General features: G+C 49.4%; 14 protein-coding genes and 2 pseudogenes. 6 read left to right on the plus strand and 10 right to left on the minus strand.

Annotated features, from left to right (window positions below):
- Nucleotides 1-67 (plus strand): hypothetical protein (locus tag BFF42_RS28515; protein ID WP_369803466.1); only part of this gene is annotated, 67 nt, incomplete at its 5' end.
- A gap of 33 nt (nt 68-100) precedes the next feature.
- Nucleotides 101-184, plus strand: a pseudogene (locus tag BFF42_RS28635) (DUF4376 domain-containing protein); the annotation flags it as partial.
- A 200-nt stretch (nt 185-384) separates the two neighbouring features.
- On the opposite strand, the gene sitD reads toward BFF42_RS28635, so the two are convergent.
- The 7 genes from sitD to nifJ form a co-directional block, all read right to left on the minus strand.
- A complete protein-coding gene (gene sitD / locus BFF42_RS25335) occupies nt 385-1242 on the minus strand; it encodes an iron/manganese ABC transporter permease subunit SitD (RefSeq protein WP_000968134.1) in 858 nt (285 codons plus the stop codon).
- Complete coding sequence (gene sitC, locus BFF42_RS25340) at nt 1239-2096, minus strand: iron/manganese ABC transporter permease subunit SitC (RefSeq protein WP_001101728.1); 858 nt, start codon at nt 2094-2096, stop codon at nt 1239-1241. Before sitC ends, sitD begins: the two co-directional genes overlap by 4 nt.
- Nucleotides 2093-2920, minus strand: coding sequence for an iron/manganese ABC transporter ATP-binding protein SitB (gene sitB, locus BFF42_RS25345; protein WP_000983723.1), 828 nt, complete (start codon nt 2918-2920; stop codon nt 2093-2095). The genes sitC and sitB overlap by 4 nt, the downstream gene beginning before the upstream one ends.
- Nucleotides 2920-3834: an iron/manganese ABC transporter substrate-binding protein SitA gene (gene sitA, locus BFF42_RS25350; protein WP_039059314.1), complete on the minus strand. Its 915-nt coding sequence runs from the start codon at nt 3832-3834 to the stop codon at nt 2920-2922. Before sitA ends, sitB begins: the two co-directional genes overlap by 1 nt.
- Nucleotides 3835-4390: 556 nt before the next feature.
- Nucleotides 4391-4825 carry a universal stress protein UspF gene (gene uspF / locus BFF42_RS25355; protein WP_001295593.1) on the minus strand — a complete coding sequence of 145 codons (435 nt, stop codon included), beginning with the start codon at nt 4823-4825 and terminating at the stop codon, nt 4391-4393.
- A gap of 140 nt (nt 4826-4965) precedes the next feature.
- Nucleotides 4966-6099 (minus strand): porin OmpN, encoded by a 1134-nt coding sequence (ompN, locus tag BFF42_RS25360; protein WP_000837912.1) that lies wholly within the window; start codon nt 6097-6099, stop codon nt 4966-4968.
- Nucleotides 6100-6463: 364 nt separating this feature from the next.
- Nucleotides 6464-9988 carry a pyruvate:ferredoxin (flavodoxin) oxidoreductase gene (nifJ, locus tag BFF42_RS25365; RefSeq protein ID WP_000628201.1) on the minus strand — a complete coding sequence of 1175 codons (3525 nt, stop codon included), beginning with the start codon at nt 9986-9988 and terminating at the stop codon, nt 6464-6466.
- A gap of 273 nt (nt 9989-10261) precedes the next feature.
- Here nifJ and BFF42_RS25370 point away from each other — a divergent pair, with 273 nt between their 5' ends.
- Entirely contained in the window at nt 10262-10528 is a 267-nt protein-coding gene (locus BFF42_RS25370; RefSeq protein ID WP_001295715.1) for a putative hemolysin, read from the plus strand.
- Here the strand turns inward: BFF42_RS25370 and hslJ are convergent.
- Nucleotides 10525-10947, minus strand: coding sequence for a heat shock protein HslJ (gene hslJ, locus BFF42_RS25375; RefSeq protein ID WP_001298828.1), 423 nt, complete (start codon nt 10945-10947; stop codon nt 10525-10527). The two genes, BFF42_RS25370 and hslJ, sit on opposite strands and share 4 nt — an antisense overlap.
- A gap of 110 nt (nt 10948-11057) precedes the next feature.
- A complete protein-coding gene (gene ldhA / locus BFF42_RS25380; protein ID WP_000762229.1) occupies nt 11058-12047 on the minus strand; it encodes a D-lactate dehydrogenase in 990 nt (329 codons plus the stop codon).
- 207 nt (nt 12048-12254) lie between these two features.
- On the opposite strand from ldhA, the gene BFF42_RS25385 reads away from it, so the two are divergent.
- From BFF42_RS25385 to BFF42_RS25395, 3 genes are read left to right on the plus strand one after another with little or no spacing between them, the layout of a single operon-like run.
- Nucleotides 12255-14894, plus strand: coding sequence for a YdbH family protein (locus tag BFF42_RS25385; RefSeq protein ID WP_000900921.1), 2640 nt, complete (start codon nt 12255-12257; stop codon nt 14892-14894).
- Nucleotides 14891-15076: a YnbE family lipoprotein gene (locus tag BFF42_RS25390; RefSeq protein ID WP_000698142.1), complete on the plus strand. Its 186-nt coding sequence runs from the start codon at nt 14891-14893 to the stop codon at nt 15074-15076. Before BFF42_RS25385 ends, BFF42_RS25390 begins: the two co-directional genes overlap by 4 nt.
- A 4-nt stretch (nt 15077-15080) precedes the next feature.
- Nucleotides 15081-15428, plus strand: coding sequence for a YdbL family probable chaperone protein (locus BFF42_RS25395; RefSeq protein ID WP_011379215.1), 348 nt, complete (start codon nt 15081-15083; stop codon nt 15426-15428).
- Here the strand turns inward: BFF42_RS25395 and BFF42_RS25400 are convergent.
- A pseudogene (locus BFF42_RS25400) lies at nt 15427-15703 on the minus strand (IS1 family transposase); the annotation flags it as partial. The gene BFF42_RS25395 and the pseudogene BFF42_RS25400 sit on opposite strands and share 2 nt — an antisense overlap.

Consider the following 15703-nt stretch of genomic DNA (forward strand, 5'->3'; position numbering starts at 1 on the left):
GCTCAATGACTGGCCGTCGAACCAAGTGCATGAACTGCTGCCCTGGAACTTCTCGTCTGTAAAATAATCCTTACGCTACGTACTTCTCGGGGCGCTTACGATTTATCGCCGTCAGCGGGAGCTGAAGGAAGAGCTGAATAGTCTGAAGGATTTGAATTCGGTTAGGAATTTTATCGTGGAATAACAGAAGCTGCGGCACGTCGTATGCAGGAACGTGCCGCGGTTGGCTGGTAAACTTTCGATAGTGCGAGTATTGAATGATTTCTAGGCGTTATCGATTTTACGTATTTTTTGCATGATAGAATTCGTACCTCCTCCCAACGACCTTCCATGGCTTTCCGGACTTCTGTAGGCTGGCGGACGATGCTGTCCTCGGATATTGTGCTAATTGGGTGATAACAGATCCTGTGTATGGGCGTTTCCCTTTGTGCGTGCGTTGATGCTGGTAACGGTAAACGTCATGATGAACACGACCGCGAATAAGACGACAATCGTCGGAGCTGGTGCGCTGTCGATAAAAAAGGACAGCCAGACACCAGTCATTGACACTATTACCGATATGCCAGTCGCCAGTAGGAGCGCAATATGAAAGCGTTGTGTCAGGAGTACTGCAATGGCGCCAGGCGCAATGAGCAGAGAAATAGAGAGAATGATACCTACTGCTTTCAGCGTCGCCACAATGGTCAGGGAAACCATGCACAGCAGCCCATAATGCAGCCATCTCGTATGCAAACCGCTTACCTGCGCCTGTTGATAATCAAAGCTGAACAGCAAAAAATCCCGCCATTTTACGCTAATAACAAGTGTAACCAGCCCGGCAATAATCACCGTCTGGATTATATCGCCGATGGTTATCCCGAGCATGTCGCCGAAAAGAATATGGTCAAGATGTACGTCTGGTTTGATTGCAATATACAAGATCAGACCTGCGGCAAACATGCCAGAAAAAACAATCCCCATAACTGTATCTTGCTTGATTCGGCTGTTGTCTTTCAGGTATCCCGTCGCCACCGCGCAGAATACTCCGGCGACGAATGCCCCTGTAGCCAGAGGTAACCCCAGAATCCAGGTAAGCACGATGCCAGGAAAAACCGCATGACTCATCGCGTCACCCATCAGTGCCCAACCTTTCAGGACCAGAAAGACCGACAGCAGCGCACAGGGTATGGAAACTACCAGTGAAATCAGCAGTGCGTGACTCATAAAGGTGAACTGCAGTGGCTCCAGTAATAATGCCATCATGAGCGATCCTCCAGCGCTTTATGCGCACGCCGACGATTTGCCAAAAGTCCATGGGTGGGCGCAAATACAAATGCTAAAAGAAACAGCAGTGTCTGCGCCACCACGATGATTCCACCTGTCGCGCCGTCCAGAAAGTAACTGACCCACGCGCCGAGGAAACTGGTTACACTGCCAATAGTTACAGCAATTATGAGCAGGCGGGGAAAACGATCGGTTAACAACCATGCTGTTGCACCGGGAGTCACCACCAGACAGATCACCAGAAAGGCACCAACCGTTTGCAGCGCCGCAACGGTCGAAACCGACAGCAGGGTGAAGAAGAGGATTTTTAATCTGCCCGGATGTAATCCAATAGCACGGGCGTGATTCTCGTCGAAAAAGGTCACCATAAGATCTTTCCATTTGAAAAAAAGCACGATGATCGAGAGAATGCCAATGATAGTGAGTTGCAGGATATCCGCCGGATCGATTGCCAGAATATTGCCCAGGACGATGGTCTGAATGTTCACGGATGTCGGGTTCAATGACACCATAAACAGCCCCAGGCCAAAAAAGGACGAGAAGATCAGGCCGATGATGGCATCTTCTTTTAAGCGGGTGCGTTGGTTAAGAAACAGCATGCTGCCCGCTGCCAGTCCGCCGGAAAAGAAGGCTCCCAGAGAAAACGGAAGCCCCAGCATATATGCCCCCGCAACACCCGGGACAATAGAGTGCGACAGCGCATCGCCAATCAGCGACCAGCCTTTTAGCATCAGATAGCATGACAGGAAAGCGCAGAGACCGCCGACCATTGCCGAGACCCACATCGCATTGAGCATATATTCATAGCTGAAGGGTTCCAGTAGCACGTTCATCTTGCTTCCCTCTGCACCGCTGACGGTCGATGTGCCACAAAAGGGCGTTCATCGTCAGTAATAATGCTTTCTTCCGAGCCGTTAAGTGTGACATGGCGCAGTACGCCGCTAAAAGCCAGCTCCAGGTTCTCGGCTGTAAAAGTGGTGTCTGTCGGCCCGCTTGCCAGGACGGTGCCTTTGACCATGACCGTATAATCGCAAAATGTCGTGACTGAGCCGAGATTGTGCGTTGAGACAAGCATCGTTTTGCCTTCCGCGCGTAACTCCCTCAACAGGCTGATGATTTTCGCTTCGGTTTTCACATCAACGCCGGTAAAAGGTTCATCCAGCAGGATCACATCACCCTGCTGTGCAATCGCTCTCGCCAGAAAGACGCGTTTCTTTTGTCCACCGGAAAGCTCGCCGATTTGACGATGGCGAAAATCCACCATATCGACACGTTCCAGCGCATCGGTGACAATCTGACGATCCCTCTTTTTGGCTATACGCAACATACCCATATACCCATAGCGGCCCATCATCACCACATCTTCCACCAGTACAGGAAACGACCAGTCAACCTCTTCTGACTGAGGGACGTAGGCAACCAGGTTTTTCTGTAGCGCCTGTCGCGTGGGAATACCCAGAACAGATATCTTTCCGCTGGTCAGACGCACAAATCCCATAATCGCTTTAAACAACGTCGATTTTCCGGAACCGTTTACCCCAACCAGAGCGGCAATAGATCCACTTGGTACTGTGAAGGATGCATCGCGCAGTGCTGTGTGCCCGTTACGCCAGGTGACAGTAACATCATTAACGACAATGCCTGCAGATTGCATCATTATTTCTCCCTTTTCCCGGCTTTAATTCCCTGTACCAGCGTACTGGTAGTAACCTTAAGAAGGTCGATATACGTAGGTACCGGGCCGTTTTCTGTGCTCAGGGAATCGACATAGAGCACACCGCCGTAGTGTGCGCCGGTTTCACGCGCAACCTGACGCGCTGGTTTATCGGAAATCGTACTCTCGCTAAAGACTGCCGGGATATGATTTTTCTTAACTATATCAACAACCTTACGTACCTGCTGCGGTGTTCCTTGTTGATCGGCATTAATCGGCCACAGATAAAGCTCTTTTAGCCCCAAATCGCGTGCGAGATAAGAAAAAGCCCCTTCACTGGTGACAATCCATCGCTGATTCTCAGGGAGTTCCGTAATCTGCTTACGCAGGGGGGCAAGGGTTTGGGTAATCTTGGCTTTATAAGTATCGGCATTACGTTGGTAGGTTTGTGCATTTGCCGGATCGTATTTTATCAACGCATCACGAATATTATCGACGTAAATCAGAGCATTATCTGGCGACATCCATGCATGGGGATTAGGTTTGCCCTCATAGGGTCCTTCGGTGATCCCTACTGGCGTCACACCCGAAGAGACAATTACTTCTGGAACCCCATTGAGATGCTGGTAAAAGCGTTGGAACCACAATTCCAGATTCATACCATTGGCGAGAATCAGTTGTGCCCCCTGTGCACGTTTAATATCGCCAGGGGTAGGCTGATACTCATGAATTTCTGCACCAGGCTTGGTTATGGATGAGACTTCTGCAGCATCTCCAGCCACGTTTTTGGCCATATCCGCGATGATGGTAAATGTTGTAATGACCTTGAATTTTTCAGTTGCACTTGCCTGAAATGCGATCGAGCAGGTGAGGGCGAGGCACCCCAAGAGCATGGTTACTTTTTTTATTGAGTGCATAATTTAGTACCTATAGTGAGCAAAATTAGAACAAACATAGCAACAGCTATGTTTTATAGCATAACCTATACAAAATGAAAATAATTATCATTAACAGCTTTGAGGCCTAAAACAGGGATTAGGTTGTTTCCTACTGGCGACATGATATTGAGGAAAAAAGTAGAGCAGCTATTAGGCTTTGAAATGACTTTATGAGGAAAATTGTTGATGGCAAAAATGGGGCAAAAAAAGAGTGGGTTATCGTAGCTTATTGTTGTCGCTGATAATGTTTAACATATTGAAAAATAAATAAAATACTTATGAGTCAGATAGTTGTGATTTTTGCCCTTACTTGTTCAGGTTGTATTGTTCTTTCTTACTAATTTCTTGATTTTGCGACATTTAAAAGCGACTCAATTCGTTATATGGCATCAGAAGAGTATGCGTCATGCCGGAATGCCCAGCATAAGAAATCTGATATAAAAACAGTGGCGTGTATGGTACGGATTAGAGGGGAAAATGTCAGCACATTTGCGAAATGAATCAAAAAGCCCGCAGCAATGTGCGGGCGTTAGTGTCAGCGCACAACCAGCACGGAGCACTCTGCGTGACGCACTACAGCTGCGGCGTTGGAACCGAGCAGATAAGTGGTGATATCCGGTCGATGGGAAGCAATGATGATCATATGAGCGGGGATCTTCTTCGCCAATTCCAGAATGCGGTCTTTGGGCGAGCCTTCCTCAACATGGACATGCACTCTGTCGGTTGGCAGTTTAAATTTTTTAATGATCTCTTCCAGTTGCGATTTGGCTTCCGCTTTCAGGTCATCCATTGCCGGTAATTCTGCGGAATACGCTAAACCCAGAGAGGCATAGTAGGGCAGTGAAGGTATTACCGTCAGGAAATGAACCTCTGCATCGTCAATCTTTGCCTCTGCCTCAACGTGGCTAATCACGCGTTGAGTTAATTCTGAATCGGAAATATCGATAGGGACAAGAATCGTTCTGTTCATAAAACCTCCTGTTTTAGTATCCGCATAAAGTGTAACGCCAGATGACACTTTTTGTGTAATGATGGAGTTCACATTTTTAATTTAGATCAAAGGAGGAAGAATAAGCAGAAAAAGCCCGCCATAACAGCGGGCAGGAGGATTTAGAACTGATAAACCAGACCTAAAGCGACAATATCATCGGTAGAGATGCCATTGGCAGCGTAGAAGCTGTCATCTTCATCCAACAGGTTGATTTTATAGTCAACGTAGGTGGACATGTTTTTATTGAAATAGTAAGTCGCGCCAACATCGGCGTATTTAACCAGATCTTTATCATCAACACCTGCCGGGTTGTCTGCACCACCGGCAGCGTGCAGGTCACGGCCTTTAGACATCAGGAAAGAGACTGCCGGACGCAGACCAAAATCAAACTGGTACTGGGCAGTGACTTCAAAATTCTGGGTTTTGTTTGCCACAGCATAATCGCTGTCGCCAAACGGGGTCATATTACGCGTTTCTGAATACATGGTTGCCAGGTAAATATTGTTAGCATCGTATTTTAGCCCAGCAGTCCACGCGTCTGCTTTATCACCACCCGCCGCAGTATGGTTAACCTGGTCATTGGTGCGGTCAGAAGAGGTGTATGCCGCACCAGCGCTAAAGCCCATGCCTAAATCATATGTTGTGGAAAAACCCCAGCCGTCACCGTTTTCATGGCGAACATCACGTCCGTTGTTGGTGCCTTCCTGACCATTACTGGCTCCTTCGTTGTTACCTTGATACTGCACCGCGAAGTTCAGACCATTTACCAGACCGAAGAAATCAGTATTACGATAAGTCGCGACGCCATTGGCTCGACCAGTCATAAAGTTGTCTGCATTGGTATAAGAGTCACCGCCAAATTCAGGCAGCATATCTGTCCAGCCTTCGATGTCGTACATTACGCCATAATTACGTCCGTAATCGAAAGAACCGTAATCTGCAAATTTCAGCCCGGCAAATGCCAGACGGGTCCATGACTGGTTTTTTGAAGATTCAGTGTTGTTTGCCTGAATATTGTATTCCCATTGACCGTAGCCAGTGAGTTGATCGTTAATTTGGGTTTCGCCTTTAAAACCCAGACGCGCATAGCTCTGATCGCCATCTTTCGCTGAATTATCAGAAAAATAATGCAGGCCATCAACTTTGCCATACAGATCTAATTTGTTGCCGTCTTTATTATAAACTTCGGCTGCATGTGCAGCACCTGCGGCGAGCAGGGCAGGAATTAAAAGTGCCAGTACTTTGCTTTTCATTGAATAAATCCTTTAGTTATTTTATTTGCCTTTTATCCCCATTCCGGGGAGTGAAAACATCCTAAAGGAGAAGTTCAGTTAGCCGATAAATATCATTTGTTACGCCTTAAGTAAAACCTTAATCAAATAATTCTTCTGAAATGATAATAAGTCTGGTGAATGTATCGAAGATAATACATACAAAATAAAAATTATACTTTTAATTTTCTATACGTTATTCTGCGCGGGTTATATGCCTTTATTGTCACAGATTTTATTTTCTGTTGGGCCATTGCATTGCCACTGATTTTCCAACATATAAAAAGACAAGCCCGAACAGTCGTCCGGGCTTTTTTTAGAATTGGATAATCCTTATCCAGAGCATTTAATCGGTGTTGCTTTTTTCCGCTTTTCCGGCCATTTGTGCCAGGAAGTCATAGCGTTTTTGCAAATCAGCTGCAGCATCTTTCCATAACTGTTCTGCCACTTCTGGCTGCTGCGAATTCAGACGACGGAAACGTTGCTCGTGAAGTAACGTTTCTTCCAGTGCTTCTGACGGCGGGCGTGAATCCAGCGCCAGCGGCAGTTTGCCTTCATCGGCACGACGAGGATCGAAGCGATATAGCGGCCAGAAGCCGGTAGCTGTGAGTTGGCGCATCTGGTCATGGCTGAGTGCCAGATCGTAACCATGCTCTTCACACGGGCTATAAGCAATGATCAGCGATGGTCCCGGATACGCTTCCGCTTCCTGAATCGCTTTCACCGTCTGGTTCAGCTGCGCGCCGAGAGAAATCTGCGCCACATAAACATGACCGTACATCATCATACTGACGCCAAGATCTTTACGCGCTTTACGTTTGCCGTGCTCGCCAAATTTAGTTACTGCACCCAGCGGTGTCGCTTTCGACGCCTGACCACCGGTGTTGGAATAGCATTGCGTATCCAGCACCAGAATGTTGACGTTTTCCGTCAAACTCAATACATGATCCAGACCGCCAAAGCCGATATCGTAAGCCCAGCCATCACCACCAATCAGCCAGATTGATTTTTCCACCAGTGCATCTGCATCACGTAGCAGTTCATGTGCTTCGGCAACATCGTTGAGTTGCTGGCGTAAAGCTGCGATCTGTTCTCGACGAACCTCTGGCGTAGCGTCTGATTTCAACGCCGTCAGTAATTCCGCCGGGATTTTATCGGCAAATTGATCCAGCAGACGCAGCACGCGGACACGGTGTTGATCGACCGTCAGGCGGAAACCAAGGCCAAATTCGGCATTATCTTCAAATAGAGAGTTCGCCCATGCCGGCCCACGACCGTTGGCATCGGTGGTATACGGTGTAGAGGGCAGGTTACCGCCATAAATTGAAGAACAGCCGGTGGCGTTAGCGATCAACATCCGGTCGCCATAGAGCTGAGTCAGCAATTTAATATACGGCGTCTCGCCACAACCGGAGCAAGCACCGGAATATTCAAACAGCGGTGTAATCAGCTGCGATGTACGAATATCAATACGTTCCAGTTTGCTACGGTCGATTTCTGGCAGGTTGAGGAAGAAATCGTAATTGATTTTCTCTTCTTCGACATGTTCCAGGCGCGACATCATATTGATGGCTTTAATCTCTGGATTCTGACGGTCTTTCGCCGGGCAAACTTCGACGCACAGGTTACAACCGGTGCAATCTTCCGGAGCCACCTGCAAGACATATTTCTGCCCGCGCATATCACGCGATTTCACATCCAGCGAATGCAGGCTGGCAGGGGCGTTTTCCATCGCTTCGGGTGGTACCACTTTTGCGCGAATAGCTGAGTGTGGGCAAGCGGCGACGCAGTGGTTACATTGGGTACAGAGTTCCTCTTTCCAGATGGGGATCTCTTCGGCGATATTGCGTTTTTCCCAGCGAGTGGTCCCCATCGGCCAGGTGCCGTCTGGCGGCAGCGCCGAAACGGGGAGGGCATCACCAAGCCCTGCGAGCATCGCTGCGGTTACGGTTTTCACGAAATCAGGGGCGGCATCGGAAACCACTGGCGGTCGATTGGCGCTGTGCGGATTTACCGGTTGCAACGGAACTTCTTCTACGGATTCACGCGCCAGCGCCAGAGCCTGCCAGTTGCCTTCCACCAGATCCTGGCCTTTGCTACTGTAACTTTTGGCAATCGCACCCTGCAATTCTGCGAGGGCGCTATCGCCAGGCAGAATTTGCGTCAGATGGAAAAAAGCCATCTGCATGACGGTATTAATACGGGCCGCCAGGCCACATTCGCGGGCGATTTTCGCCGCGTTAATCACATAGAAGCGCGCTTTTTTCTGGTTTAACACGGCCTGAACTTCTTGCGGCAAGCGCGACCACACTTCATCTGCGCTGTACGGCGTGTTGAGCAGGAAAGTGCCGCCAGGTTTTAAACGCTCAGCCATCTGATATTTATCGATAAACTGCAACTGGTGGCAGCCAACAAAATCAGCCTGGGAAATGAGATAAGCGGAACGAATCGGCTGTTCGCTCACGCGAAGGTGAGAAACCGTCAGGCCGCCCGCTTTTTTGGAGTCGTAAACAAAATAGCCCTGTGCGTACCACGGCGTGGAATTACCGATAATCTTGATATTGTTTTTGGTCGCGGAAACGCTGCCATCACTACCAAGGCCATAAAACAAGGCTTCAAGTTTCGCCGAGTTTGGCTGGGTGTTTTCCGGCAACGGCAGGGACAGATTGGTTACATCATCGTAAATACCAACCGTAAAGCGCGCTTTCGGTTTAGCCGCGTTGAGCTCGGCAAATACCGCCAGTACACAGTCCGGGCCAAATTCTTTGGATGAAAGACCATAGCGCCCACCAATGACACGGGGCAGAGTTTCGCGCTTGCCATTATTAAAGGCTTCTGCCAGTGCGGTCATCACATCCAGATAGAGCGGTTCTGCCTGGGCACCGGGTTCTTTGGTTCTGTCCAGTACCGCCACGCTGCGTACGGATCCCGGTAGAGTTTGTAGCAAGTGTTTGGCTGAGAAGGGGCGGTACAGGCGAACTTTCAGCACGCCGACTTTTTCGCCACGGGTTAGCAATTCATCAACCACTTCTTCACAGGTGCCAATGGCTGAGCCCATCAGGATAATCACCCGTTCAGCTTGCGGATGCCCGTAATATTCAAACGGCTGATACTGACGACCTGTCGCGGCAGAGAAATCATTCATCGCCTGTTCAACATGGTCATAGACTGCGTTGTACCAGGGGTTGGTGGCTTCGCGAGACTGGAAATAAGTGTCAGGATTGGCGGACGTACCACGGATCACCGGATGTTCCGGGTTGAGCGCCCGGGCGCGATGAGCATCAATTTCGGCCTGCGGCATGAGATCAAGAATCGTGTCATCGGCCAGCGGGACAATTTTATTGATTTCGTGGGACGTGCGGAAACCATCAAAGAAATGAATAAATGGCACGCGGCTTTTCAGCGTCGCGATGTGCGAAATGAGAGCAAAGTCTTGCGCTTCCTGGACGTTTGCCGCACACAACATCGCGCAACCCGTCTGGCGCACCGCCATGACGTCGGAATGATCGCCAAAAATAGAGAGTGCATGTGTGGCAACGGTACGTGCCGCTACATGCAGGACAAACGGTGTGAGTTCGCCTGCCAGTTTGTACAGTGTCGGGATCATCAGCAGCAAACCCTGCGATGACGTAAACGATGTTGAAAGGGCACCCGTCTGCAAAGCGCCATGCACGGTAGCGATAGCACCCGCTTCCGACTGCATTTCAACCACGCGTGGTGTGTCTCCCCAAACGTTCTTCAAGCCGTTTCCGGCCCAGGCATCAGCCTGTTCTGCCATCGTGGAACTGGGGGTAATAGGGTAGATGGCGATAACTTCACTGGTGCGAAACGCCACCGAAGCAACCGCGCCATTACCGTCAATAGTAATCATATGACACCCTTACATTGCGCAAATGAGGGGCGCACGAAATTGCTGCGCGCCCAGTAGTAATCTTTCAATTTTAGCAAATGGCTTTCTTCTGCATTTTCGCTTTTGTGTCCCCCACATCAGCGTAATGAATGTTTTGATCAAACAGAGGGCAAAAAAATAGCCATAAAAAAGTAAAAATGCGGGGCAACGCGCAGGACAGCTCTCGATGTCGCCCTCTGTGCTGCCTATTATTTATGGCGGTGTCGTTTGGCTTGAAGATCAGAGGAAGAAAAGATGCGAGCAGCGTTTTGGGTAGGGTGTGCCGCTTTATTGTTGTCGGCGTGTAGTAGTGAACCTGTTCAGCAGGCGACTGCGGCGCACGTAGCGCCAGGTTTAAAAGCGTCGATGTCCAGTAGTGGAGAAGCAAATTGTGCAATGATCGGCGGTTCGCTTTCTGTTGCCCGTCAACTGGATGGCACGGCGATTGGGATGTGTGCATTACCCAACGGCAAACGCTGTAGCGAACAGTCACTTGCCGCCGGGAGCTGTGGCAGCTATTAATTCATTAAATCCGCCAGCTTATAAGTTAATGTCTGTTTCGCGGTCGCCAGCGTTAACTGGTTCGCGGTCAGATCCACTTGTGCACCTTCTTTCAGCATTTCGCTAATGGTGTTATCGAGTTCATTAAGCTGCGGGTTAGCGCACATCATACGGGTCATTGCCAGCCCTTTGGCTGTCAGTTCACCATTAGACAGTTTGCCTTCACCGCTAAAGCGGTTACACATGCTGCCGGAAATCATCATTTTTTCACCAAAGCTGATTTCTGGCGGATTTTTATCGCTGGTCACGGGCTTACCGTTTACGCTTTCCAGCACAAAGCGATGATGCTGTAGCTGTTCTGGCGTAACAGCAATTTTGTCATTACTTACACATCCCGCCATCAGCAGGCTTAGCGCAACAAACGCGGCTACTTTCTTCATTGTGGTTCTCAATTACAGTTTCTGACTCAGGACTATTTTAAGAATAGAGAATGAAAGGTCATTGGGGATTATCTGAATCAGCTCCCCTGGATTGCAGGGGAGCTGCAACATTAAACCAGTTCGTTCGGGCAGGTTTCGCCTTTTTCCAGATTGCTTAAGTTTTGCAGCGTAGTCTGAGAAATACTGGTCAGAGCTTCTGCTGTCAGGAATGCCTGGTGCCCGGTAAACAGCACGTTGTGGCAGGCAGACAGGCGACGGAATACGTCATCCTGGATCACGTCGTTGGATTTATCTTCAAAGAACAGATCGCGTTCGTTCTCATACACGTCCATACCCAACGAACCAATTTTCTGATTTTTCAGCGCTTCAATTGCTGCCTGAGAATCAATCAATGCACCGCGACTGGTATTGACGATCATCACGCCATTTTTCATCTGATCGAAGGCGGCTTCGTTCAACAGATGGTAGTTTTCCGGTGTCAGCGGGCAGTGCAGAGAGATAACGTCTGATTCAGAGAACAGGGTTGGCAGATCGACATACTCCACACCGAGTTCCAGCGCCGCTGCACTTGGATACGGATCGAACGCCAGCAGACGCATACCAAAACCTTTCAGAATGCGCAGCATCGCCACACCGATTTTACCGGTACCGATAACGCCTGCCGTTTTGCCATACATAGTAAAGCCGGTCAGACCTTCCAGAGAGAAGTTAGCGTCACGGGTACGCTGATACGCGCGGTGAATACGGCGGTTCAGCGTCATCATCATACCGATGGCGTGTTCAGCAACGGCCTCTGGATCATAGGCTGGAACACGGACTACTTTCAGCCCCAGTTCTTTTGCCGCATCAAGGTCGACGTTATTGAAACCGGCACAGCGCAGGGCGATATATTTAACGCCGTGCTTTTTCAGCTCTTCCAGCACCGGGCGGCTGCCGTCATCGTTTACGAAAATACATACCGCTTCGCAGCCATTGGCAGTTTTAGCGGTTTTTTCCGTCAGCAGAAAGTCAAAAAATTCCAGCTCAAAGCCAAAGGACTCGTTCACCTGTTGCAGGTACTTCTTGTCGTACTGTTTTGTGCTATAAACGGCGAGTTTCATAAGACTTTCTCCAGTGATGTTGAATCACATTTAAGCCACTAAAAATATTTTACAAAATTTCAAATATAATTGAAAACCATGGCGATATTGAAAAATTCATCAACAACTATGCTTAGTGTAGGCGCAACCTTCAACTGAACGGTTAAACATGCCACAATACCCGTATTGAATGCTTAATTTTTCGCTAAATCAGGATATTAACTACCCATGCTGGGTAAATATAAAGCCGTTCTCGCGCTGTTATTACTGATTATTCTTGTGCCGTTGACGCTGCTGATGACGCTCGGGCTGTGGGTTCCCACGCTGGCGGGCATCTGGCTACCGCTCGGGACACGTATTGCATTAGATGAAAGCCCACGCATTACGCGTAAAGGTTTAATCATTCCCGATCTCCGTTATCTGGTGGGAGATTGTCAGCTTGCGCATATCACCAACGCCAGCCTTTCACATCCCAGCCGCTGGTTATTGAACGTCGGCACGGTAGAATTTGATTCTGCTTGTCTGGCGAAATTGCCGCAGACGGAGCAATCGCCAGCTGCTCCAAAAACCCTCGCGCAGTGGCAGTCCATGCTGCCTAACACCTGGATCAATATCGATAAACTGATTTTTTCTCCCTGGCAGGAATGGCAGGGAAAACTCTCTCTCGCATTAACCTCTGATATCCAGCAACTGCGTTATCAGGGCGAAAAAGTTAAATTTCAAGGCCAGCTGAAAGGGCAACAACTTACAGTCAGCGAACTGGATGTCATCGCGTTTGAATATCAGCCGCCGGTTAAACTGGTGGGGGAATTTACTATGCCGCTCGTGCCGGATGGACTTCCTGTAAGTGGGCATGCTACTGCGACGTTAAACTTGCCGCAGGAACCGTCACTGGTGGATGCAGAGCTGGACTGGCAGGAAAATAGCGGGCAATTGATTGTGCTGGCACGTGATAACGGCGATCCGTTGCTCGATTTGCCGTGGCAAATTACTCGTCAACAATTGACCGTAAGCGATGGTCGCTGGAGTTGGCCGTATGCAGGTTTTCCTTTGAGTGGCCGACTGGGTGTCAAAGTCGACAACTGGCAGGCAGGGCTTGAGAACGCTCTGATCAGCGGACGACTGAGTGTGCTGACCCAGGGGCAAGCGGGTAAAGGTAACGCGGTGCTAAATTTTGGCCCAGGAAAATTAAGCATGGATAACAGCCAGCTGCCTCTGCAGCTGACCGGTGAAGCGAAACAGGCGGACCTCATTTTATATGCCCGCTTACCCGCGCAGCTAAGTGGAAGTCTGACTGACCCAACGCTGGCCTTTGAGCCAGGCGCGTTACTTCGTTCAAAGGGAAGAGTCATCGATTCGCTGGACATCGATGAAATCCGCTGGCCTTTAGCGGGTGTAAAAGTCACCCAACGTGGTGTTGACGGACGTTTGCAGGCCATTTTGCAGGCGCATGAAAATGAACTGGGCGATTTCGTGCTGCATATGGATGGGCTGGCGAATGATTTTCTCCCTGACGCGGGCCGCTGGCAGTGGCGCTACTGGGGAAAAGGCAGTTTTACACCGATGAATGCCACCTGGGATGTCGCAGGAAAAGGTGAATGGCATGACAGCACGATTACGCTGACCGACCTCTCCACCGGTTTCGACCAGTTACAATACGGTACGATGACGGTAGAAAAGCCGCGATTAATTCTGGACAAGCCCGTCGTCTGGGTACGTGACGCACAGCATCCCTCCTTCAGCGGCGCGCTGTCACTGGACGCCGGGCAAACGCTGTTCACTGGCGGCAGTGTGTTACCGCCATCAACCTTAAAATTTAGCGTCGATGGGCGCGATCCGACGTATTTCCTCTTTAAAGGCGATTTACATGCTGGTGAGATTGGCCCGGTTCGGGTAAATGGTCGCTGGGACGGTATTCGTCTGCGCGGTAACGCCTGGTGGCCAAAACAATCACTGACTGTATTCCAGCCGCTGGTGCCACCCGACTGGAAGATGAACTTACGCGATGGTGAACTGTATGCTCAGGTTGCATTTTCTGCTGCGCCTGAACAAGGATTCCGCGCGGGAGGGCACGGCGTGTTGAAAGGCGGTAGTGCCTGGATGCCAGATAATCAGGTTAACGGTGTCGATTTTGTCCTGCCTTTCCGTTTTGCCGATGGAGCCTGGCATCTGGGGACTCGCGGCCCCGTTACGTTGCGAATTGCCGAAGTGATTAATCTGGTGACAGCGAAAAATATTACGGCTGATTTGCAAGGGCGTTATCCGTGGACTGAAGAAGAACCCTTGCTGTTGACTGATGTTAGCGTCGATGTGTTAGGCGGTAACGTACTGATGAAACAATTACGTATGCCGCAACATGACCCGGCGCTGTTGCGGCTGAATAATCTCTCATCCAGCGAACTGGTTAGCGCCGTCAATCCGAAACAATTCGCCATGTCCGGGGCATTTAGTGGTGCATTGCCGTTATGGCTAAACAACGAAAAATGGATAGTGAAAGATGGTTGGCTGGCAAATAGCGGGCCAATGACCTTGCGGCTGGATAAAGACACCGCAGATGCGGTGGTGAAAGACAATATGACTGCGGGTTCAGCAATTAACTGGTTGCGCTATATGGAAATTAGCCGTTCATCGACAAATATTAATTTAGATAATCTCGGTTTATTAACCATGCAGGCCAACATTACAGGTACCAGTCGCGTTGATGGTAAAAGCGGTACGGTAAACCTTAATTACCATCATGAAGAGAATATTTTTACGCTGTGGCGCAGTTTACGCTTTGGCGATAATCTCCAGGCATGGTTGGAGCAGAACGCACGTCTGCCGGGAAATGACTGTCCGCAAGGAAAAGAGTGTGAGGAAAAACAATGAAAATTTTACTGGCTGCGTTGACGTCATCTTTTATGCTGGCTGCCTGTACGCCGCGTATTGAAGTCGCTGCGCCCAAGGAACCGATCACTATCAATATGAACGTTAAAATTGAGCATGAGATCATCATCAAGGCAGACAAAGATGTCGAAGAGCTGCTTGAAACTCGTAGCGATCTTTACTGAGGCGATGATGAAGAAAACATTACTTCTTTGTGCGTTTCTTGTTGGGCTGGTAAGCAGCAATGTAATGGCATTGACTCTGGATGAAGCCAGAACGCAGGGGCGGGTCGGGGAAACATTTTATGGTTATCTGGTTGCGCTGAAAACGGATGCTGAAACAGAGAAATTAGTAACCGACATTAATGCCGAACGTAAAGCGAGTTACCAACAACTGGCAAAGCAAAATAATGTGTCTGTAGATGATATCGCGAAACTCGCCGGGCAAAAGCTCGTAGCTCGGGCCAAACCGGGGGAATATGTACAAGGGATAAACGGTAAATGGGTACGAAAATTGGTAATGACTCCAACTTACTGATAGTCAGATAATGCCCGATGACCTTGTCATGCAGCTCCACCGATTTTGAGAACGACAGTGACTTCCGTCCCAGCCTTGCCAGATGTTGTCTCAGATTCAGATTATGTCGCTCAATGCGCTGAGTGTAACGCTTGCTGATAACGTGCAGCTTTCCCTTCAGGCGTGATTCATACAGCGGCCAGCCATCCGTCATCCATACCACGACCTCAAAGGCCGACAGCAGGCTCAGAAGACGCTCCAGTGTGGCCAGAGTGCGTTCACCGAAGACGTGCGCC

Source organism: Shigella sp. FC1661 (genome assembly GCF_001712525.1).
Lineage (GTDB): Bacteria > Pseudomonadota > Gammaproteobacteria > Enterobacterales > Enterobacteriaceae > Escherichia > Escherichia coli.

Excerpts from the sequence above, each read along its gene's own strand:
- sitD (WP_000968134.1), bottom strand. The coding sequence starts at position 1,242 with ATGATGGCATTATTACTGGAGCCACTGCAGTTCACCTTTATGAGTCAC.
- sitC (WP_001101728.1), bottom strand. The coding sequence starts at position 2,096 with ATGAACGTGCTACTGGAACCCTTCAGCTATGAATATATGCTCAATGCG.
- sitB (WP_000983723.1), bottom strand. The coding sequence starts at position 2,920 with ATGATGCAATCTGCAGGCATTGTCGTTAATGATGTTACTGTCACCTGG.
- sitA (WP_039059314.1), bottom strand. The coding sequence starts at position 3,834 with ATGCACTCAATAAAAAAAGTAACCATGCTCTTGGGGTGCCTCGCCCTC.
- uspF (WP_001295593.1), bottom strand. The coding sequence starts at position 4,825 with ATGAACAGAACGATTCTTGTCCCTATCGATATTTCCGATTCAGAATTA.
- ompN (WP_000837912.1), bottom strand. The coding sequence starts at position 6,099 with ATGAAAAGCAAAGTACTGGCACTTTTAATTCCTGCCCTGCTCGCCGCA.
- nifJ (WP_000628201.1), bottom strand. The coding sequence starts at position 9,988 with ATGATTACTATTGACGGTAATGGCGCGGTTGCTTCGGTGGCGTTTCGC.
- BFF42_RS25370 (WP_001295715.1), top strand. The coding sequence starts at position 10,262 with ATGCGAGCAGCGTTTTGGGTAGGGTGTGCCGCTTTATTGTTGTCGGCG.
- hslJ (WP_001298828.1), bottom strand. The coding sequence starts at position 10,947 with ATGAAGAAAGTAGCCGCGTTTGTTGCGCTAAGCCTGCTGATGGCGGGA.
- ldhA (WP_000762229.1), bottom strand. The coding sequence starts at position 12,047 with ATGAAACTCGCCGTTTATAGCACAAAACAGTACGACAAGAAGTACCTG.
- BFF42_RS25385 (WP_000900921.1), top strand. The coding sequence starts at position 12,255 with ATGCTGGGTAAATATAAAGCCGTTCTCGCGCTGTTATTACTGATTATT.
- BFF42_RS25390 (WP_000698142.1), top strand. The coding sequence starts at position 14,891 with ATGAAAATTTTACTGGCTGCGTTGACGTCATCTTTTATGCTGGCTGCC.
- BFF42_RS25395 (WP_011379215.1), top strand. The coding sequence starts at position 15,081 with ATGATGAAGAAAACATTACTTCTTTGTGCGTTTCTTGTTGGGCTGGTA.